The 23,313-nt window shown below is 44.5% G+C and carries 10 protein-coding genes and 2 pseudogenes; 8 read left to right on the top strand and 4 right to left on the bottom strand.

Annotation, left to right across the window (positions count from 1 at the left end; genetic code table 11):
- Positions 1-142 precede the first annotated feature (142 nt).
- From QUA78_RS04325 to QUA78_RS04300, 6 genes are all read left to right on the top strand, one after another.
- Entirely contained in the window at positions 143-7,879 is a 7,737-nt protein-coding gene (locus QUA78_RS04325) for a DUF7948 domain-containing protein (RefSeq protein ID WP_333398601.1), read from the top strand.
- A 155-nt stretch (positions 7,880-8,034) separates the two neighbouring features.
- Positions 8,035-8,529: a hypothetical protein gene (locus tag QUA78_RS04320; protein WP_333301509.1), complete on the top strand. Its 495-nt coding sequence runs from the start codon at positions 8,035-8,037 to the stop codon at positions 8,527-8,529.
- Between the two features lie 71 nt (positions 8,530-8,600).
- A complete protein-coding gene (locus QUA78_RS04315; RefSeq protein ID WP_333301510.1) occupies positions 8,601-15,854 on the top strand; it encodes an FG-GAP-like repeat-containing protein in 7,254 nt (2,417 codons plus the stop codon).
- Positions 15,855-16,053: 199 nt separating this feature from the next.
- On the top strand, positions 16,054-16,182 hold the full coding sequence (locus QUA78_RS04310) for a hypothetical protein (protein WP_333301511.1): 129 nt from the start codon (positions 16,054-16,056) through the stop codon (positions 16,180-16,182).
- The gene (locus QUA78_RS04305) at positions 16,179-17,540 is read left to right on the top strand and encodes a cytochrome 450 (protein WP_333301512.1); all 1,362 of its coding nucleotides are present in this window, start codon (positions 16,179-16,181) and stop codon (positions 17,538-17,540) included. Before QUA78_RS04310 ends, QUA78_RS04305 begins: the two co-directional genes overlap by 4 nt.
- Positions 17,541-17,800: 260 nt before the next feature.
- Positions 17,801-18,346 carry a hypothetical protein gene (locus QUA78_RS04300; RefSeq protein ID WP_333301513.1) on the top strand — a complete coding sequence of 182 codons (546 nt, stop codon included), beginning with the start codon at positions 17,801-17,803 and terminating at the stop codon, positions 18,344-18,346.
- 501 nt (positions 18,347-18,847) lie between these two features.
- Here QUA78_RS04300 and QUA78_RS04295 read toward each other — a convergent pair.
- Positions 18,848-19,970, bottom strand: a pseudogene (locus QUA78_RS04295) (IS630 family transposase).
- A 400-nt stretch (positions 19,971-20,370) separates the two neighbouring features.
- On the opposite strand from QUA78_RS04295, the pseudogene QUA78_RS04290 reads away from it, so the two are divergent.
- A pseudogene (locus tag QUA78_RS04290) lies at positions 20,371-20,502 on the top strand (transposase family protein); the annotation flags it as partial.
- 270 nt (positions 20,503-20,772) lie between these two features.
- Complete coding sequence (locus tag QUA78_RS04285) at positions 20,773-20,922, top strand: transposase family protein (RefSeq protein ID WP_333301536.1); 150 nt, start codon at positions 20,773-20,775, stop codon at positions 20,920-20,922.
- A gap of 172 nt (positions 20,923-21,094) precedes the next feature.
- On the opposite strand, the gene QUA78_RS04280 is transcribed toward QUA78_RS04285, so the two are convergent.
- From QUA78_RS04280 to QUA78_RS04270, 3 genes are all read right to left on the bottom strand, one after another.
- Entirely contained in the window at positions 21,095-21,280 is a 186-nt protein-coding gene (locus QUA78_RS04280; RefSeq protein ID WP_333301515.1) for a hypothetical protein, read from the bottom strand.
- 1,034 nt (positions 21,281-22,314) lie between these two features.
- Positions 22,315-23,073, bottom strand: coding sequence for a phytochelatin synthase family protein (locus QUA78_RS04275; RefSeq protein WP_333301516.1), 759 nt, complete (start codon positions 23,071-23,073; stop codon positions 22,315-22,317).
- 39 nt (positions 23,074-23,112) lie between these two features.
- On the bottom strand, positions 23,113-23,310 hold the full coding sequence (locus QUA78_RS04270) for a hypothetical protein (RefSeq protein WP_333301517.1): 198 nt from the start codon (positions 23,308-23,310) through the stop codon (positions 23,113-23,115).
- Between the last annotated feature and the right edge of the window lie 3 nt (positions 23,311-23,313).

Genomic DNA, 23,313 nt, shown 5'->3' with positions numbered 1-23,313 from the left:
CGTTGTTACAATTTTTAATCAAAATCCGAGAAATTGCGCAAGAAAATTGTATTTTTCGCAAATTTTCCGCAAGAATTTACAATACAGCCGAGCTCGTAGTTTAGTAGACTTTCTGGCATAACATAAACCAGGGGTACCAGCTATGAGCTCTCAAAATCAACAGGCATCTTACGGTCAAATTCCCTTAAGTTTTATTGCAAATGCTGGACAAACTGACCCTAATGTGAAATTCCAAGTGAAAGGTGCCGGTCACAGTATCTTTTTTACTCCAAACGAAATCGCTTTCCTCGCTTTCCAGCCACCTAATGAACCGGGAAGCCAACCAACAAATTCTTCAATTGTCCGCAGCAGCTTAGCCAACAGCAACCCGAATCCCACAATTTCCGGGTTGGAACAATTGCCGGGAGTTGCTAACTTTCTTGTAGGCGAAGATTCTAGTCAATGGCAGACTAATGTGCCTACTTTTAAGGGTGTTGTTTATCAAAACGTCTATCAAGGAATTGACCGCGTTTTCAAAGGCACAGAAGGACAACTAAAAAGCGAGTTTTTAGTTGCACCTTTTGCCGATCCGAGTCAAATTAGGATGAACTATAGCGGTGTTAACGACATCCGGTTGCGCGACGACGGAGCACTGATATTAGAGACACCGCTAGGCGAATTAATTGATAACGCACCGATAGTTTATCAAGATATCAACGGACAGCGGGTGAATGTTCCCGCAGCTTATAATTTATTAGGAAACGGTCAAGTTAATTTTAGTTTGGGATATTTTGACCGCACTCAACCCCTAGTGATTGACCCGGTTTTAGCTTACTCCACTTACCTAGGTGGCAGCACCTATGATGCCGCCAACCGCATGACTGTAGATAGCACGGGTGCGGCTTACATTATTGGCACGACTGTTAATAATTTTACGACTACTCCTGGTGCATTCCAAACTACCCCAGGGGGTCAAGCTGATTTTTTAGTTACTAAAATTAACCCCCAAGGAACTGCCTTAGTTTACTCTACTTATATCGGCGGTATTGGCAATGAATACGGTTTTGGAATTGCGGTAGACAGTCAAGGCAATACTTATTTAACCGGACAAGTCGATCCGGGTTATCCAACTACACCGGGTTCTTTTCAACCGACAGCACCTAATTACACTGCTGCGGTAACAAAACTCAATGCAGCCGGCAATGCGTTAGTTTATTCTACCTTTTTAGGCACGAGCACCAGTGGCGCCCTAGGCAACGGCATTGCGGTAGACAGTAACGGTAATGCTTATGTTACCGGGCTCACAGGCGACGGTTTCCCCACTGCCAATGCCTCCCAACCTCAAATTGGAGGCGACATTGATGCGTTTATTACTAAAGTTAATCCCGCAGGTAGTGCTTTAGTTTATTCTACTTATTTGGGCGGTTCTGGTCGCGAGGACGCTCAAGCCATTGCCATAGACAATAATGGTAATGCCTACATTACTGGCCTTACTTATTCGACTAACTTGCCCGTGACTAATCCAGGTCAAAGTACACTGGGAGGCGGTGTATATGATGCTTTTGTCAGTAAATATGACGCGAATGGTGCCCGTATTTATTCGACTTATTTAGGTGGTAGTGGGGATGAAAAAGGTGCTGATATCGCTGTAAACAGTGCTGGAATTGCCTATGTTGTCGGAATTACCAGTTCAACTAATTTTCCTACCGCTGTTCCTATTCAAGCCACTAATGGAGGTGGTGCGAATGATGCTTTTGTCAGCTTGCTGGTTCCTAGCGGTAGTTCTTTTCTTTATTCAACTTATTTGGGCGGAAGCGGAGATGACAACGGGCATCGCATTACTGTAGACAGTGCGAATAATGTTTATGTGACGGGAGATACGACTTCGACTAATTTCCCGACTAAGAATGCTATTCAAAGTGTCAGCGGCGGCGGGAAAGATGCTTTTGTCACAAAAATCAATGCGTCGGGTTCTGCCTTAGTTGATTCTACTTATCTTGGCGGCAGCGGCGACGACTACGGTAATGGTATTGCGGTGGATACTGCTGGTGGAATTTATGTGGCGGGAGGTACTAATTCTACTAACTTGCCTATTGCGAATCCTTTGCAAGCAGCGAATGGGGGAGGTGATTCTGATGCTTTTATAACTAAAATAATTGCTGGCGGGCCGCAGGTCAAGATTGTTGAGTCGGGCGGCAGCACTACTGTAGCAGAAAGCGGGACGACGGATACTTATACAGTGGTGTTGACTAATCAGCCTACTGCAAATGTGGCGATCGCACTCAATACTGACAGTCAAATTCAACCGATTGCTGGCATTAGTTTCACTCCAACTAACTGGTTTGTACCGCAAACAGTGACAGTCAGTGCAGTTGATGATGCAGTAGCAGAAACTTCGCCGCACAGCGGCCCGATTACTCACGCTGCTATCAGTACCGATGCCAGTTATAACGGGGCGGGTGTAAGTTTTACGGTCAATGGCACTGCTGGCAATACCGTCAATGCTAATATTACCGATAACGACACCGCAGGCGTTAGCATTACTCCGACTAACACGACTGCGACGGAAGGCGGTGCAACTGGAACTTATACCGTTACATTAAATACCCAACCGATCGCACCTGTTACGATTAACTTAGCTACAGGCAGTCAAATTCAACCAATTACCGCACTTACTTTTACCGCTAGTAATTGGAATGTCGCTCAAACTGTTGCGGTGGCTGCTGTTGATGACAATGCAGTTGAAGGAAATCATGCAGGTGCGATCGCCCATACAGCTATCAGTACCGATACTAACTATAACAGCATCACAGTTCCGGCTGTTAGTGTCGCCATTACCGATAACGACACGGCAGGTTTCAGCATTGCACCTACGAACATAACTGCTACAGAAGGCGGTGCAAATGGCAGTTACAAAATCCTGCTAACTTCGCAACCGACGGCACCGGTTACTATCAGTTTCAATACTGGCGATCAACTTAATCCGATCGCCACACCTATTACTTTTGACAGCACTAATTGGAATGTTGAGAAAACTGTCACTGTCAGTGCGATCGACGACACTCTAGCACAAGGAACCCACAGCGGCACGATCGCTCACACAGCTACGAGTACCGATGCAAATTATAATGCGAAAGTCATTTCCAATGTGACGGCATCGATTACTGATAACGATAGTCCCGGTGTTTCTATTGTCCAATCAGGAGGCGGGACAGCTATTGCTGAAGGCGGTGCAACGGATAGCTACGGCGTACTTCTGACTACCGCACCTGCTGCAAACGTCACGATTAATTTTGATACGGGCAGTCAAATTAATGCGATCGCACCTGTTACTTTCACGCCGAATAATTGGAATGTGGCGCAAAATGTCACTGTTACGGCGATCGATGACAGCATAGCGCAAGGATCCCGCAGCGGCACGATCGCTCACACGTCTGTCAGTACTGACACTCAGTATAACAACCTGACGATTTCTCCCGTGACTGCCACGATTGCAGATAACGATACCGCAGGCGCGAGTATTTCACCGGAGAGCACAACTGCTACAGAAGGCGGTGCAACAGGCAGTTATACACTCAAGTTAAATTCGCAGCCGACGGCACCAGTTACTATCAGTTTTGATGCGGGAAATCAAATAAGTGCGATCGGTGCAATTACCTTCGACGCTACTGACTGGAATGTTGCGAAACCCGTGACAGTAACGGCTACAGACGATACGGCTGTGGAAGGGGCGCACGCAGGGGCGATCGGGCATACTTCTACCAGTACCGATGTTAAATATAACAGCATCACCATTTCCCCTGTTAATGTCGCCATTACTGACAACGACACTGCCCCAACGCCAACCCCAACACCTCCAACACCTCCAACACCGATAACCCCAACACCTCCAACACCTCCAACACCGATAACCCCAACACCTCCAACACCTCCAACACCTCCAACACCGATAACCCCAACACCTCCAACACCTACAACACCTCCAACACCTCCAACACCTCCAACACCTCCAACACCTCCAACACCGATAACCCCAACACCTCCAACACCGATAACACCAACCCCAACCCCAACACCATCAGCGACACCTGCGGGAATTACCGTTAATCCTGTAAGTGGATTAATCACGACAGAATCAGGGGGAACAGCAACATTTGATGTCACACTCAATAGCCAACCTACTGCGGATGTCAAAATAGATTTAGAAAGTTCCAATACAACAGAAGGAACAGTTTCTACACCCTCGCTGACTTTCAATTCAGGTAACTGGAATGCAGCGCAAACCGTAACAGTGACAGGTATTAACGACAATGTTGCTGACGGCAATAAACCTTACACGATTGTTACTGCCCCTGCTGTTAGTACGGACAACAATTATAACGGCTTAAATGCAGCCGATGTCGCTGTTACCAATAATATCCCAGCCAGAGACGTAGCTAGAAACACTGTAAGTACAGCCCTGGAAATCAATGCAGCTTCTAGTTCCAGAAACTACCCCGATGCAGTGAGTAGTAACGATCCTGATTTCTACGAATTCACTTTAGGTGCTAAAAATGACTTCAATTTGTCAGTCAGTGGAGTCAATCAAGATGTCAAAATTGAATTGCTTGACAGCAGTCAAAATGTCATTTCAACTGCACAAGATTCTGGCACTGCCTCACAGTCAATTAACCGCGTTTTGGAACACGGCACTTACAATGTGCGAGTTTCTTCAGTTAATAGTGTAGAAACTCCATACAATTTAAACTTGTCGGTTATACCTCGTCTTGCAGGTGTCACAACTACAGGCTATCAAGGCCCAGCCGTCACAGCAACGCAGCCCGTTGCAACTCCCCAAAACAATTCTGGAAGCAGCAACAATTTAATCAATAACAATCTATCAAGTACCCAGCTTGAGAACTCTTTCCTATCTTCAGTGCTTTCTCGTCGTATTAGCCGTATTGGTGGCAACAACAACGACACAGGATATTCTGGTGGTTTTGACGGCGGAAACGACCCCTTGGGTCGTTTGGTCGATGCCAGTGTATCGAGTAAACTGATTAATCTGGACAAATTCCGCGCCGCACCGCGTTTTTCCGGTATTGACGGCAGCGGTTTCTCTGTAGCGATATTAGATAGTGGTATCGACTTAAACCACCCATTTTTTGGCCCTGACAGCGACTCAAACGGCATCAGCGAGCGCATTGTTTATAACTACGATTTTGCCGAGGGTGACGCAGATGCAAGCGACAAAGACGGACACGGATCGAACATTGCCAGCATTATTGCCTCCCAAGACCCAACCTATACGGGAATGGCACCTGGGGCGAAGATTATCGACCTCAAGGTCAGAAAAGATATTATACCTGCTGATGGTAGTGACGAAATTAGTAAGTTTCGGTATGTTGAACAAGCTTTGCAGTGGGTATTGGAAAATGCAGATGCTCAAAACATTGCCAGCGTTTGTATGGCATTCGGCAGCGGTGAAAATTTTCCCACCAGTCAAACTTCACTCTACGGTATTGGAGATGAACTGGCAGCATTAGCCGCAAAGAATATAATTGTTGTCTCTGCATCAGGCAACCGTTACTACCCGTACCAGAAAGATCCTAATCAGCTTCCAGGTGTAAACTACCCTTCAGCCGATCCTAATTCGCTGTCGGTTGGCGCGGTATACAATTCCGACATTGGTTATTCCTCTTTGGGAAGTTATTTTGCGAATAAGCCTGGTGAAAATAATAACGAGTCTGTAATAGCTAACACCACCGCTGCCGATCGGATTGCTCCTTTTTCTCAGCGTAACGGGCAATTAACCACTGTTTTTGCACCAGGAGCACCTATCACAGGTGCCAACGAAAATGGCGGTTTAAACACCTATCACGGTACCAGTCAAGCTACAGCCCACATTGCCGGAATTGCAGCATTAGCCCAACAGTTAGCACAGCAAGAATTAGGCCGCCGACTAACACCAAAGGAATTTGCCAAACTTTTGAAACAAACCGGTGTCACTATCAACGACGGCGACGATGAAAAGGATAACGTTAAGCATACCGGTCTTAATTTCAAGCGCGTCGATGTGCTGGCTTTGGGTGAAGCTATTGCTGGAGGAGGTGTTGTTCAGAACCGTCCGCCACAAGAGAAGATTCATTTAGCCTATTACTATAAGGAGTTTAATAAAGACATTCAAAATGTCTACACCGATCCGGATGGCGACTTAATCTCCTACCAATTAACTCTAGAGGATGGCAGTCCTTTAAACAGCACTCCCAACAGTAGTGGGCTGATATTCGATTTCGACTCTAACCAGAACACCATCAAACTTATTGTCACTCCCCGAACACGTTTTGTAACACCCTTTAAGGTAAAGTTAACCGCCACTGACCCTGCCGGTGCTAGCAGTTCTCAGATATTCAAGATAACGAAAGTTAACGGTCGCTGGGTAATTGATAATTACATTGCAGGTGCTCAGGTATTTTTGGATGCTAATAAAAATGGTATTCTTGATGCTAATGAACCATCAACTAATACTGACGGTAACGGTGTATTTAATCTCGATTTTCCCTTCGAGACTTTCGACAAAAATCAAAATGGGGAAATTGATTCAGATGAAGGCAATTTAGTGGCTTTTGGCGGAATTGATACTGCTACGGGTTTGCCTTTAGAAACGCCTGTTACTGCACCTGCTGACGCTACTGTGGTCACGCTGTTAACTACTCTGATGGTGGACTTGATAGATAAGGGAATTGAGAGCGATCGGGCCGAATCTCTTGTCAAATCTGCTCTTGCCATTCCCGCCGATGTTCCGATCGCAGATTTCGATCCGATCGCGGCCACCAACGACACCGAACCGGGCGGCGTCGCAACTTTGGCAGCAATGGTAAAAGTTCAAAACGTCATCACTCAAACTGCTGCTTTGATTGACGGTGCTTCCAGTGCAGCTACTAACGAAATTGTCAAGGCTGTTGTCAGTTCAATTACGAGTCAAATTCAATCTGGCACGGTTTTAAACCTCAGTAACGCAGCCGCTTTAGAACCAATCATTCAGCAAAGTGCCGCGAAAATTCAGCAGATTGACCCCAGTTTCAACAGTCAAAAAGTTACCTCAATTACTTCGCAAGCTGCGACTGTAATGGCAACAGCAAATCAGCGCATTGATTCTGCTGTCTCCAACCCAACAGGAACATCAATTCCTGAATCAGTAGCCCGCGTCCAACAAGTAACTTTGGGCCAAACTACTCAAGACTTCAAAGAAGTTGGTGCGGGAACTAAGACAATTTCCCAGGTAGTTACTGAGAATACTGGTGCTGCTTTAGATAGCAAAATTCAAGCTGTGATATTACCTGCTGGGATTGCAACTCCTGTTGTCACCGGTGACGCCGATTTGGGCAGCAATTCTCCGAATCGCATTCTCGGTACAAATGGTGATGATACCCTGACTGGCGACAGTCCAAATAATGTTTTGCTGGGTCTGAGGGGCAATGATTCCCTCGACGGTGCGGTGGGGAATGACACTCTTTTCGGCGGCAAAGGTAACGAGACTTTGCTCGGAAGTAGCGGTGATGATGCCTTGTTTGGCAATCGCGGTGCTGACATTTTGAACGGCGGCGATGGCAGCGATATTCTGCTGGGAGGTAACGGTGATGATTTGTTGGATGGCGGTTTGGGAAATGATAGTTTGACGGGAGGGGATGGCAACGATCGCTTCTTGCTCTCTAGCAATTCAGGTATCGATATTATCTTGGATTTTGAAGACGGAAAAGATTTGCTTTATCTAGGCAACAATCTTACTTTCTCCCAACTGTCTTTTACTCAAGAAAACAGTACAACTTTCATCCGTTCCTCAGTAAACGGAGAAATTTTAGCTGCTCTCAATGGGGTGAGTGCCAGTCTAATTAATGTCGCCGATTTTGGCTCTATCTAATAGCAATATTTCTGGACGCATAAGTACCAAATAAACCGGGTTTTTTGCCCGGTTCAAGGGCTGTAACGAAGTTTTATCGTAAAAAACCCGGTTTCTGACCACCCGTGCGTAAGTCCCGATCGAGTAGTAGTGTATCCACCCATGAGGTTTTTGATATGAACGAAAACTCACAACCAATCTTTTTTCCTGTTTCTCGGTTTAAGTTGCTCGTGATGTCCCTAGTAACCTTCGGACTCTATCAAATTTTTTGGTTTTACAAAAACTGGCAGCTATTCAAAACCGCAACTGGAAGCAAAATTAGCCCATTTTGGAGAGCTTTTTTCAACGGTCTTTTTTGTTATTCCTTGATTACTAAAATTAGAAATAGGGCTAAATTGCGCGGTATTGAGGCCAACTTTAGTCCATTCTTGCTGACTCTTGCTTGGCTTGGGCTTACGCTGTGTGCCCAACTGCCAAAACCATACTTGCTAGTGAGTTTTTTCTCTGTAATAGTTTTGCTTCCAGTTCAAGAGATTGTGAATGAACTGAACAGTTTAGTAGCACCCAACCACAATCCTAACAGTCGATTTTCGGCATGGAATATAGCAATAATCGCTGTGGGGGGCAGCCTGTTTGTACTTGCGATCGTAGGGATACTGATGCCAGCTTAGGTGCGATTTGCATCAGTTTCATAACTCGAAACATCAAAGATTATTGTTGTTAACTAATAGGTAAATCAATCATGTCTACTTTCAGTACCGCAACCAACTTTCCTGTCGGCACATTGCCAAATGCCGTTGTTGTAGGAGACTTTAACAAAGACGGCAAACCAGATATCGCCACATCCAATGGTGGCGGATCTACTAACGGCATCTCCATTCTGTTGGGGACAGGCACAGGCAGTTTTGGGACTGCCACTAACTACGGGAGTTACTTCGACTCCCTTACCTTGGGAGACTTTAACAGCGACGGCAACCTGGATATAGTTGCACCGCAGAGTAGCGGAGGGGAGTTTCCCTCTTACAAAGTAGCCATCCTGTTGGGAACAGGCACAGGTAGCTTTGGCACCGCCACCAACTTTAACACGGGGGCATATCGTCCCTCTTCTGTAGCTGTAAGTGACTTTAACGGGGACAGCAACCCAGATTTAGCTACGGCAAACACTGCTGGCAATGTATCCATCCTGTTGGGGACGGGTACGGGCAGCTTTGGGGTTGCTACTAACTTTAATGTGGGGACAAATCCGCAGTCTGTCCTCGCGGGAGACTTTAATGCTGACGGCAAGCTAGACTTAGCTACGGCAAACTACGACTCTAACAACCTATCGATCCTGTTGGGGACAGGGACTGGCAGCTTTGGGATCCCTATTAACATTGATGTGGGAACAAAGCCCCAGTCTGTCGTCGCGGGAGACTTTAATGCTGACGGCAAACTAGACCTAGCTACGGCAAACAATCAATCTAACAACGTCTCAATTCTTTTAGGAACAGGGACTGGTAGTTTTGGGGCTGCTACTAACTTTAATGCGGGGACAAGTCCCTATTCTCTTACAGTCGGGGATTTTAACAGCGATAACAAGTCAGACTTAGCTGTAGCAAACAGCGGGACAAATTCTAACAATGTCTCTCTTTTACTGGGAGATGGTAAGGGCAGTTTTGGCGCGATCGCCAACTTTGGGGCGGGGACAAATCCATATTCCGTTGCTGTTGGGGACTTTAACGCTGACGGCAAAACAGACTTAGCGACAGCGAACTATGGTTCTAACAACGTCTCGGTTTTACTCAACAATACACCGACAGTGAATTTCGGTGCTGCTGCCTACAGCGGCACAGAAGGAAACGCGGATACTATTATTAATATTCCTGTTACTGTCAGCAGCAGTCCCGTCAAAGATTTGACAGTTGCGATCGCACTTAACCCCAGCAGTACAGCTACCCAAGATTCAGACTACACTTTTTCACCTGCCACTCTCACATTCAGTGCAGGTACCAACACCCTCACTCAGAATGTTGCTGTCACTGTCAAAGCTGACAATATCCCAGAGAACGCCGAAACAGCGGTGTTTAGCTTTGGTACGATTACTGATGGGATTGCAGGTACAACAAAAGAAACAACACTAACTATTCCGGCCAATGACGCTATAGATTACGCCATTGCTGCCGGTACTGCCAGCCTCGCCGAAGGCAACAGTGGCACTACTCCCGTTACTTTTACCGTGACTCGCAGCGGCGGGATTGATGCTGCCAGCAGTGTAAATTATGCAATTGGAGGAACTGCTACAAACAGCAGCGATTACAACAATATCGGCGGCACTTCTGGAGGAACTAGCATTACTGGTACGGTTAATTTTGCGGCGGGCGAGACATCGAAAACTATTACTTTAGATGTGTTGGGCGATGCCATAATTGAACCGGATGAAACTATTACTGTTACTGTGTCAAATCCGGTTGCGCCCGGCCCGACTCCGACTATTACCGCTGCTACCGCTACAACTACGATCGGTAATGATGACACTGCCGGAGTCACCGTCAATCCTGCCAGCGGATTAGTGACGACAGAAGCAGGCGACAGCGCTACATTTACCGTTAAACTTAACAGTCAACCAAGTGCTAATGTTAGCATTGATTTGAGCAGTTCCAATCCCGCCGAAGCAACAGTTTCCAGCAACAGTTTAAGTTTCACTCCCGCTAACTGGAATCAACCGCAAACGGTAACGGTGACAGGTGTTGACGACAGCGCCGCTGATGGCAGTAAAACTTACAATATTGTCACTGCTGCGACTGTCAGTACCGACACTAATTACAGCAATCTCAATCCCGATGATGTCAGCGCCAGCAACAGCGATAATGAAACTCCTGGCATTACGATTAATCCTACCAGCACGACTGCAACGGAAGGCGGTGCAACTGGAAGTTACAGCATTCAGTTAAATACTCAACCAACAGCACCTGTTACGATTAACTTGACTACAGGCAGTGAAATTCAACTAATTACCGCACTTACTTTTAGCGCTACTAATTGGAATGTCGCTCAAACTGTTGCGGTGTCTGCGGTTGATGACAATGCAGTTGAAGGAAATCATGCAGGCGCGATCGACCATACTGCTACCAGTAGCGATGTTAATTATAACAGCATCACAATAGAGCCTGTTAGCGTCGCCATTACTGATAACGACACTTCCCCAACACCGATACCTCCAACACCTCCAACCCCTCCAACGCCGATACCTCCAACCCCTCCAACGCCGATACCTCCAACCCCTCCAACACCGATACCTCCAACCCCTCCAACACCTCCAACACCGATACCTCCAACACCTCCAACACCTCCAACACCTCCAACACCTCCAACACCGATACCTCCAACACCTCCAACACCTCCAACACCTCCAACCCCTCCAACACCGATACCTCCAACACCTCCAACACCGATACCTCCAACACCTCCAACACCTCCAACACCTCCAACACCTCCAACACCTCCAACACCTCCAACACCTCCAACCCCTCCAACACCTCCAACACCTCCAACACCTCCAACACCTCCAACACCTCCAACACCTCCAACCCCAACACCGATACCTCCAATACCTCCAATACCTCCAATACCTCCAACACCTCCAACCCCAACACCGATACCTCCAACCCCAACAGTCACACCTGCTGGAATTACTGTTAATCCTGTAAGTGGATTAACCACCACAGAAGCAGGCCAAACAGCAACATTTGAGGTCACACTCAACAGTCAACCTACTGCTGATGTCAAAATAGATTTAGGAAGTTCCAATACAACAGAAGGAATAGTTTCACCTGTATCGCTGACCTTCAATTCTGGGAACTGGAATGGATCACAAACGGTAATGGTAACAGGAGTTGACGACAGCGTTGCTGACGGGAATAAAGCTTACACTATTGTTACCAGCCCTGCTGTCAGCAATGACAGTAAATACTCCGGCTTAAATGCAGCAGATGTCGCCGTTACTAATACCGATAACGAAACCCTTTGGTGCGGTTTGGAAAAAGGATTAGACAAACTGGAAAACATTGTTAACGACCAACTGAATGCGTTCAAACTGCCAATCTTAGGAGGACTAAGCGACATTTCTCCGAATTTTATTAGCAATTTCAAAAATAGTCTAGTCAATACCGTAAAAAATGCAACCGATTTCACACCGAGTCAGCTAGAAAATAGCATTCGTGAGGCTGCTGGGTCAACATTCGATGTTAAAGTCGAGAGTAGTTCAAATCCAAATGACAGTAACTTAGTCATTAAAATCGGAAAAAAATATCAGCTTGATAATATTACTTTTGCTAAAGATTTAGGGCTGCCAGCACTCGGATTGAAAGTCGAAAACCCTCCGAAGCTATCGAATCAAGTTGTCGCATTCTCACCGACTACAAATCTCTCTCGCTTTGCCAATTTATCCAATAATTTAGAAGCATCAAGCCTCAATTATACTATCAGTAATTCAGCCGCCTTAGCACCTGTTATAGATAGTAGTAATGGCTCTCGTTCTAGTGCTATCGTTCCTTCTCAGAGTTTGATTTCGCCAGTTGCCAGTCTTTTCAAGACACCTCAAAAATCTGGATTTGACTATGAATTATCTATTGGCGTCGGTTACAACAAAGATTTTGGCTGCTACATCGATACGGACAATACCAAATTAAACGCTAACTTTAAGTTAGCACTTCCTGAGAAATTTAAAGCTCAAGCCAACCTTGCTTTTTTACAAGCTGAATTTACCGACGATCCTGAAAATCCAACTCAACTTGATGCCAACTTTGAAGTCAAGTTAAATGACTTAGATAATCTGGGCGGTACTGATGATGGCAATCGTTTAACTTTGTCTGAGTTAGACGGCAGTTATCAGTTAGAAGACTTATTTCAATCTAGCTTAACGAGTAATGCCAATCTCGGCTTGCACGGCAAAACTAGCATCGACGGCGATGCTGCTTTTCCATCTTTTGACTTTGATTTGGCCGTCAATTGGCCGCTGATTAATTATAGAAACGGTCAATTAAATAATTCGCCGTCCTCTTCAAATTCAGCGGGTCTATCAAATTTCAATTCATCACTTTCATCCACTGCGAATTATTCAGCGTTTTCAGGGTTAAATCAATCGCTAGGTTCCTCAAGCTCAAACACAGGAAAAACTTCCAATTTATCTTCATTTTTACCATCAAATAATCAGGGAAATATAGCTTCCCCAACCACCGACAATCCCTTTGCCGGATTGCCTAACCCGACAGTCGAATTTAACAACCTTAAACTCGATTTAGGAACCTTTATCAGTAACTTGGCAAAACCAATACTCACCACTGTTTCTGATATTCTCGACCCGTTTAGACCCGTTATCGATTTCCTGAATGCAGACACTAAATTACTGTCAGAACTTGGCGTTGATGGTCCTTTTGATAACAATAGAGATGGCAAAGTTTCGATATTGGAACTGGCAACTAAATTCTCCGGCGGTAATGTTGCTACTGACTTCTTAAATGCAGTTATCAAAATCGACGAGATATCGCAATTGGCAAATAGCTTCTCAAACTCTTCAGGCAATATTGCCATCGATTTAGGTTCCTACAGTTTAGGAAATATTAATGTAGCCAAGCCCAATTCTAGCCTCAAAAACAAAACACCGAGACTGACCAACTCAGTTTCCGATATTTCTCAACAAATTAATTCTAAAACAGGCGGAAATAAAAAAGAATTTGTCAATCAATTCAAGAGTGTTCCCGGCATAGACTTGCCAATTTTAACCAAGCCAGAAACAGCCATTCAACTTCTTTTAGGAAAACCAGATGTTGTCCTTTTCACCTACGATATGCCTAAACTGGGAGTAGACTTCAATTTTCAGAAAGTGTTTCCTATATTTGGGCCGATACTAGGGTTAATTGAAGGCAACTTTAATGCGTCAGCACACCTCGCCTTTGGGTTCGATACTTACGGATTAAAAGAATGGAAAGATGATGAATTTTCGGGGTCATCAGCCTACAAAGTTTTAGATGGTTTTTACGTGAGCGATCGTGCAAATCCCGACGGTACTGGTGAGGATGTTGAGGAACTCAAAATCAACGCGAATATCGCAGCCGGTGCAAGATTAGAGCTAGGAATTGCCTCGGGTGATGTCAAAGGCGGAATTGAAGGAAAAATAGGGATTGATTTGGTAGATGGTGGAGAAAGTAACGGGATAAGTGATGGTAAACTTCGAGGTTCTGAAATTGTTCCACGCCTCAGCGAACCTTGGAAATTATTTGACGTATCCGGTCAAGTTAATGCTTACTTGGGTGCGAGAGTAAAAGTCGGTTTTAAAATTAAAACATTCTTCGGAGATATCGATTTAGAAAAAATAGTATACGATAAAAGATTTGCCACATTTGAGATAGCTAAATTTGGCACTGGAGAAAGTTCAAGAAAGAGCGGTAGCGGTGTTAACAGTTACATCACAGGTGCAAAAGTCTTCTTTGATGCTAACTTTAACGGCATCCAAGATGAAAAAGAACCATTCACAATTAGTAATGCCGATGGCAGCTTTAACTTAGATGTATCTCTCCCGGATTTCGACAAAAATAACAGTGGCGAACTCGAATCGGATGAAGGTAGACTTGTCGTTGCAGACGGTATTAGTACCGCTACTTATTTGCCGCAGCAAACAGCGCTAACAGCGACACCCGATGCTACTGTTGTGACGCCTTTAACTACTCTGATGCAGAAGATGCTGGCACAAGGTATCAATCCTAATGAAGCCGAGACTAAAGTTAAGGCAGCATTTGGAGTCCCGTCAACAATTGATTTGACTGGCTACGATCCGCTACAGGCAATTACTCAAAACGATCCGAACGGTTTGGCGGTTTATGCAGCGCACATTCAGGTACAAAACGTTGTTGTTCAGACGACAATTTTAATCAGCGAGATTTCGGCTAACTCTAAAACCGATATTGCCGATCGCATTATTTCCACTATTGCCAATCAAATTCAATCCGGGGCTGTCGATTTAACCAGTCTCGAACAATTACAAACCATCGTTCAGTCTGCTGCAACTCAACTGCAAGCACAAAAAGCGTCCGATATTGCACCGGAAGTTGCTAAAATTATTGCAGAGGGGAATCAGCGGGTACGGGCGATCGCATCTAGCAACCTCCCGCTTTCAGATGCAGCTACTAAAATAGCCGAAGTTCAACAGGTAGAACAAGGTGAAGTCGCTAAAGACTTGCAGCAAGTCGCAGCCGGAAATAAGACAATTCAGGAGGCGATCGCAGAAAATACAGGCACATCCTTAGACGCACAAATTCAATCAGCAAGCGTCAATAATCCGACAATTCGCCAGAATATAGACAGTGACTTCACTGCTGCCGAACCTTTCCCCGACAGCGGCATAGAATTAGTCAACAATTCCCCCAATCAAAAAATCGGTACTGATGGTGACGATACTCTAGGCGGCGACAGCAGCGATGACGTTTTAAGTGGCAAAAAGGGAAATGATTTGATATTTGGTTTTAACGGCAATGACTGGATTAATGCCAATCAAGGCAATGACTTAATCAATGGCGGTTTTGACGACGATACCCTTTACGGCGGCAAGGGAATTGATACCATTACAGGTAGCGATGGTGGCGATATTATCTTTGGCAACCGAGGCGACGATGTGCTAGATGGCAGCACTGGCAATGATACTTTGCGCGGAGGCAAGGGAAATGATACTATTATTGGGGGTGATGGCGACGATTTCCTATTCGGTGAAGAGGGAGATAACACTTTGATAGGAGGGAATGGGAGCGATCGCTTCTTGCTCTCTAGCAATTCGGGTATCGATATTATCTTGGATTTTGAAGACGGAAAAGATTTGCTTTCTCTAGGCAACAATCTTACTTTCTCCCAACTGTCACTTACTCAAGAAAACAGTGCAACTTTCATCCGTTTGTCAGCAACCGGAGAAATTTTATCCGCTCTGAATGGGGTGTCGTCCACTCTAATTAATGTCGCCGATTTTGGCTAAATTTAATAGCAAGTAGTCGCACATAACTACGGTTTACGTGCGACTCTCAGAGATAGGGCCTAATACTTGAGAAGCAGAAAGTAGATCTACTTACCAGGCAGCGTTATAAATTCCACTCAATCTCCGGAAAAAGGCTAGACTTGAGCGCAGACATATTCAGTAAAACTATCTCTATATTGCCACTGCGTGCACAAAAAAAATGGCTATAGTTATATTTACTGATTTTGGCAATGAAGCGGATATTCAATCCCGCTCTATTACTGCTCAATACCCTCTTGCTGCTAACTGCGAAGCGCGTTATGGCGAGGGATTCTCGGAGGAATTATGATGAACCTAAATTTAGATACTATTTTCTCATCGCTGATGAACCCGGCCCTGAACGAGTTTCAGGTTTGGGCTTTGCAAAACCCGGAAGAAAGTCTCAGCAAAACGATGTTACCGCCGATCGCCCTGATTGAGGGTTTGATTGCCAACGAACCCACCTATTTGCAGATAAAACGGCTGGCTTTCGGAGCCAATTTTTGCTGCGCGGGGCAAGTCGTGATGGGAGAGTTTGACACCCTAGAAAAAGCACTCACATCGCCCCAGGCGCGCGGATGGCGGCTTGGTACTTCTGTACTCGATCCCGATCGCGCGCCCAACCAAGATGTCGGCGGCAGAAACCTTTTTCTACTGTCTTTGTCCGATCGCGAAACTGACAGTAGCAGCAACCACGCAGCATTCCGAAGCTGTATGCAGAAATATCTGTTCAACAGTGCGACAACTGATCGCCAGGGAGACGAAATCAGCAGACGGTTGCTCGATCGGCTAGCCGCAGATTATGCCGAGATGTCGCACGGTGCGGGGGGAGCGTTTTTTACCGATGTCAAGCGGGGTTGGATGGGATTTTTAGTCCGATACCTGCACTACGTCATCTTTGGGATTAATCCAGACGATTCAGAGTCGATCGAACTTCTCACCGAATTGCATTACACTCGCCAAAGCCCGCTGCACTACTTCGCCGTCATCGGCAACCTGCTGCAAAGCCTGAACCTGTTTGGACACGGGGATTTGTCCGCTCTAATCGAGCGTGCAGCGACTATCTATGAAAATTCCCCAGCCTTAGCCGACTTCGAGGAGAGCTCGGAAAACAACGGCATGACTAAACGGGAATTGGCAAAGCTGATGACATCAATTATGGGCATAGCGGGACTGCAAGGCCCCCTGCACCTAGGCTACACGGCAATGGGATATCGCCCTCTCCCCGCCTATAAAGGACAGCAGACGGCCGAAATTAACCCGATTGATTTTTGGGATGAGCTCGATTTGGACGATCGCCAGTCGATCGAGCTTTTCCTCCTGGAATGCGCCCGCCTCTGGGCCCCCGTCAGCGCCACCCACCGAGTCGCCACAGAGCCCTTCACCGCAACGGTAGCGGGCAAAGAGCGCACTTTCCCTGCCGGAACCAAGGTACTGATACCGCTCAGCCTGGGGCTGCTAGACGAGAGTTTCTGGGGCTCTACGGTATACGAATTCAACCCTAAGCGCGAGAATCTCTGCCCTTTTCATATGGGATTTCATGGGGTGGGCGATCGGAGTGCGGGACGGATTTGCCCCGGTAAAGACATCGCACTCAAGATGCTGGTGGATGTCGTGAGTACGGTAGGCAAAGTGCGCCGAGCCTCTGAGCCTAACTTGCACGGGTAATTAATCCAAAAGCTCGATCGGACAGCGGTTGAAACTGAGATATTACACCATTCTCGCTTAACAGGCTTTCCGGCCTGTTCCACAAGACATCAAGTTTCTTGTGGGGTGTCCCGCCCGCCCTTGAAAAACTTATTGGCAATGGTGCAAGATGTGAGTTGAAACCGCACGCCACACAAACGAAGTCCGATCGAGCGACTAAGAAATCAAGGGGGTATCTAATAGGAAACCAAAACACAACTATTTTGAGGATAGATAATACCATGTTAATCGAAGAAAAGCAACTAAAAGACATCGCGAATTGGATGAAAGTAGAACATCCAGCGGAGTTACCCGAAGTCCTGCAAGGTATCTTTTTTATGGACGGGAATGTTTTACCAGACGATTGTTTGACGATGTACAGTTCAGACTGGAATGCTGACCAACTGACTTTATTGCTGCGCGTTTTTGACCCTATTATCTGGACATTTTATTCATCAATGGCGGGACGGATGTTACTTTATTTGGTCAAATTTTCTCGCTTCAGCTACTTGTTCCGATTCTCGGATGCAACTTTGCAGCACGGGCACATTACGCCCATAGTGTTTGGATTGTCTGTGCCGGAGTGGCTGGTTGATTTTTTGATCGATCGAGATCCGAACACTCCGAATGGAGATATCTGGTATCGAAGAAACTCCTTTTTCGGCAAGCCTGCTGACAGCGGATATATACTCCGCAGGATTGTAGACAAAGATGGCAACTACACATCAGCGTTTCCCGATATGCTGTCTAAAGTTGACAGTGATTGTTTAATCATTGCCAAAGAGTGAAAATATTTACAAAAACGACAAAACCCGCTTAATTAGGCGGGTTTTGTCGAGCAAAGCGCCGCGGTTTGAACCGACGGCCCCCACTACACACATTTTATTTGCTAGCCTATAAAGGCTATGCAGCAAGCTCTCGCAGGCTATTGTCAATTATTCTGATCAATACTTCGGATGGTGTGTGATTGGCAACTGTAGAATAAGGGTTTCAGGGCGATTCTGCAATCCCTCTGCTTAGCCGTAAATCAAGGGTTTCAGGCTACGACCTAAAAAGTTTCCAAACTATTGGAAGCTATAAAAAAAACTAAAGATACGAAATTTTTGCCAAAAGAGACAGTTGATAAATAGGTGTAACCATCCCGTTGTGTTCAAGAGTGCGATCTTACTCCCCAGATTTATCACCAATTGAGTTGTCAGGAGTCAAAAATCCAAGGGATTATTCGTTCGGAAGCTGCCCGAATTTCAGAGACTCTTGATGCCACGCTAGCCAAAGCGATCGATAAGCTGCTACGCAGCTAAACCGGATAAAACAGCATTGCCTTTATTTTTGATTTTTCGCTCCCATTTGATAACCATTTCTCCTTCATTTAATAATCTATGTAGTAATTCTGACAATTCTTCTACTGACTTAAACAGTCGATGTGCTATATATTCTTTTGCTGAATGCCAGACCAATTCAATCAAATTATAATCTGGGCTGTAAGGTGGCAAAAATTCTCAAATAATATGAGGCATTTCGGCTGATATTTGGCTCACAATATCTTTCTTTTTATGAAAACTAGCATTGTCTAAAATAATTACAATTTTTATTCCTGATTCGGCAAAACTTTCAGCTTGATTACCCTGTTCTCTCCATTCTTGAACTATCGAATCATTTAAGGCATTAATTTGCTCATAAAACGTATTCGAGTCTCCTTTTTTTATTACAAAATTTAACCTTTTTTTGTCATGATATCTCAATCCACCCATGATATTTACTCTGCCTCTTCTCCTTTGACCTGTGATTTTTTTTCGACTACCTTTTTTACCCCAAGTTTTTCTTCTTATCACTCGCTCTTCTATATCCACTTTCGTCCCAAAACCATACCTGTAAAAGCTCTGGGCTTTGTTTTGTTATTTTTAAATACTCGGATAGCTTTTGTTTAAATACTTCTCTTTCAACGGGATTTTGTTTGTCCTTTAAACTATATTTAGCCCAAATGTAAACGTATTTTTTTTTATGTAGTATCCTGGATATTTGAGAACCACTCAATTTAATTCCTGTGACTTTTTCTAAATATGTTGCTAGTCGGGCTGCCGTCCATCTCCCAAATTCATATCCATATTCTGCCGGATCTTTATCGATTGTATCTATCAATATTTTTTCATACTCTGGAGTGACTTTGCGAAAATTTCCTGGGCTTCTTTTCTCTAAAAAACTCTCCAAATTATCTGGGTCGCCATGAACTGACCAATCAGCTACCGTTGTGTAAGCAATCTCCATGAATTCACTGATTTCTCCATAAGTTTTTCCGTCATTTATTAGCAATAAAATTAGAACTTTTTCCCTCACATAATTATCATGCGACTCTTTTAAGAGTTTAATGAGTTTCTGTTTTTGATTTTGAGATAGATGGTTTTTGGCTGGCATACATTATAACTAATGATCGCTTATCTTATATTTATATTATACAATCTAGCTGCGTATCAGCTTAGACATCTCCGAAATCAAAATTGGTAGCCGGATCGCAGATAGTCTAAAATTAAATTTTAACTATAAAAAAAACATGATTCAGCTTCAGAAACATATTGATAAGCATCCATCGAAAACTCAAAGATTGCTAGGTATTAACTACGATCAACTGATAAGTTTAATTGTTCAATCTGAGGGTTGGTACGCTCGAAAACAAGCAGAAATAGAGCATAAAAAAACGAGAATCATTAAAGCGGGAGGCGGGAAAAATCGTAAGTTAACAGTTGCCAATGAAATCCTATTAACTTGAGTTTACTTACACCAATTGCCGATATTTCAAATGTGAGGAGTACAATTTGACGTAAGTGAAACAACAGCCAATGACATTTTTCATCATTGGTTAGCTGTTTTGAGAGAATTGTTGCCAGCGAGTGTATTAGAACAAGTAAAAAACCATGAAAATGACTGGCTATGGGTAGAAGAAATATAGAGTAAATTTGAATTAAGAGTAGACAGCTATGAACATCCCTGTGAAAGACCTACACACTATCAAAAGCAAAAAAAGTATTATTCAGGAAAGCCAAACAGACATATATTTAAAAATTAACTAATAGTCCTCCCGTCGGGCAAAGAAATAGTAGACGTAGTAGTAGGAGAAAGTGGAGCAACAAGTGATATTAATATATGGCGCGAACGACATAAAGAATTAAGCGAGGGTCAACTCTTTTAATGAAATAAAGCTTCTGTAGGATAAAAAGCAATATCGGCACCTCATAAGAAAACGAAAAATCAAGATTTAACGACCGAGCCAAAAACTGAAAATCGCAAGCGCGCCCAAAAAAGAATAGTTGTAGAGCAGATAATTAGAGTCGTCAAAATTTTCCGAGTAGCTGCGGAAAGATTTGGCTAAAATCTGGGAATTACGAACAAATAATTTTAGCAGTATATGGGTTAGTAAGGTGGCGAATAGGTGCGATTGCTCTACCTAGTTAAAGTGAAATAAAATCACATAAAAATGAATTAAAACAGTAGCTCAAATAGACTCATTTTTATTAATTAATCTTTAAATGCTTATCGCTTCGTTAGTTTTTGACAATTAGAAACGAAGTGTCAAATAGCCACAAACGGCTCACGTGAAAGGCTTGGAGATTTTCGGAGATGTCTGTTAAGCAGATTTCCGATCGAGCAGTCATCTCCAAGTCCGAAGCTTCTGCTGTGTCATTGAGAACAAAACTAGAATTGTTGACTGTTAGCTTGCGACAATCCACACTATTGAGTAAATGTTTTGGGATTAGATTACCTCTGCCAACTATGAAATCAATTCTTTTATGTCGCTCTCTAACTAGACAGTAACTTGAGACGGCAAATGATGTGCAGCAGATGATAGGGCAATTCTACTTTTCGTGGCGAGAACCGATCGTCAGTAGACAGAAAACTTTTTTGCTAGGTACTGAAGTAGATCTGACGGGGTGACAACGCCTCTTTTACCTTGATGGTAAGAGTGTTGAGGCTCCTCAACCTCGAAAAAGATAGCGGATTATTGATAGGCTGATTGACAAGGACGATGGGTTACGCCCCGCATCGCTACGGGAGCGGTCGATCGGCGACCAAGGTATTTCTCGGAGGTCGTTAGCCGAACAAGTGGCGATCGCCTTCTTCCAGATCTTTTTTGAGGCCTATTAACTCTAACCCTTGTATAATAAGCCGTTCAACTTTGCTTTGTAACCGAAGGTAAAACTGCCAGAACTATTGCGATTGCTTCGTTTCACCTCGCTTTTGACTACTTATGTATTTTCCCACTCATCTACTTAGTTAGGCGGTATGTAATAGTGATGGGAATAACATATATAGCCCCTATTTACTCTCCCCAAAACGCTCGCACCCAATATGCACCTGCCACTCCACTATTAAGAGTAGATTCCGCTAACATACCATCCCACGCACGGGGACTACTATTAACAATCCTTTGAGCCTCTTCCACATTTTCTGTTTAAATCACCCAAAGTCCCGTTCCATCATGGGGAAAAAACGGGCTTTACTCACAGTAGTATTCCTTTCTCCTGTTGCTCGCGAAACGAAGCTAGCTGATTTTAATCGTGTTCTGGGTGAGCGATTTTGGAGTCGTAATACTCTGGAATGGTTGCTACAACAACCGCAAAAAGCTTAGACATAATGCTTTTCTCAACTGATAAATTTAAAATCAAAGATAGCATAATGCTCCAATTACTTTTGACAACCCCGCACTATTGTCATTTTTTAGTAAGTGATTGAAGCCCAGCTATGCAATACCTAATTCTTTCTTTCACTGACGCACAACTAGATAGCCCCGTGTCTTTTTGGAAATTGAATCAGTAGTATTCATCGCTTTCCAAAGATTCTCCGTAGAAGCCCATACATGCGGATATTTATAACTGGCTACGTCTTCAATCAGAAACCGATCGCTTTGCTCGTGATAGGCAGCGAGGGGAGAAATATGCCCACTTTTACTTTGACCCAAAACAGAGCGTTGGTAGTTTACGATTATATAATCCCCTGAACGCGTAAGGTTGGCTTGAGCTTGGGTACGAAATTGGTTAAGTGTTGTCCCCGACGCATAGTAGACCTCAACTTTGATGTTGTGACTTCTCAGTAAAGCCGCTAATTCATCAAGAGTCATCCCCGAAAAAGTGACTGCATAAGAAGAACGGATATTCTGGGTTTGACTATTAAAAAAGGTGTCTTGGGTTAGAGGGCGATAGCCCTGTCTTTTGCTGCCGAGTGCATTCAGAACCATCACACTACTAGCCACACCACAATAGGCTGGACGTTTTTGGGTTTCAATGTGGGTGCTAAGTGGTTGAAAATCCTGTTTGCTGTTGCTCTGACTCAGTAGTTGTTGTCCTTCTGGTGACTCTAGAGAAACCAAATTTTTGGGAAGTGGTAGTAGCTCAACACAAGGTGGCGAGAAGACCTTCCAGGTAAAAACGCTTAAACCTGTGCCGAAAATTAGTAGAATATCCCCTCCAGCTTTTATTAGTCGCGATCGCCATCGGTGATTGCCAGACTTTTGATTTAAGTCCATATCATCATCTCTCTCAAGAACAGTTGTGTGAAAAAAGTCTTAGCCGGAATTTTTCGGTTGGTGATTAAACGTTACAATGTTTTCGTGACCACCGTCGAATTTGGCTACTGTTCCCTCACTTGGTGTGGCAGGCGGTGTTTGGTTTGCAGGCCCGGTAAAACCTTTGGCTTTTTGAGGGATGAGAGGCTGTGAAGAGCCGGGAGTAGATGGTTTCTCTGGATTATTGGTATTAGACATGAT

Origin of the sequence: Microcoleus sp. K4-B3 (assembly GCF_036704615.1) — a bacterium.
GTDB lineage: Bacteria > Cyanobacteriota > Cyanobacteriia > Cyanobacteriales > Microcoleaceae > Microcoleus.
The sequence above is the reverse complement of the archived record's forward strand: the minus strand, read 5'-3'. Positions and strand labels throughout refer to the sequence as shown.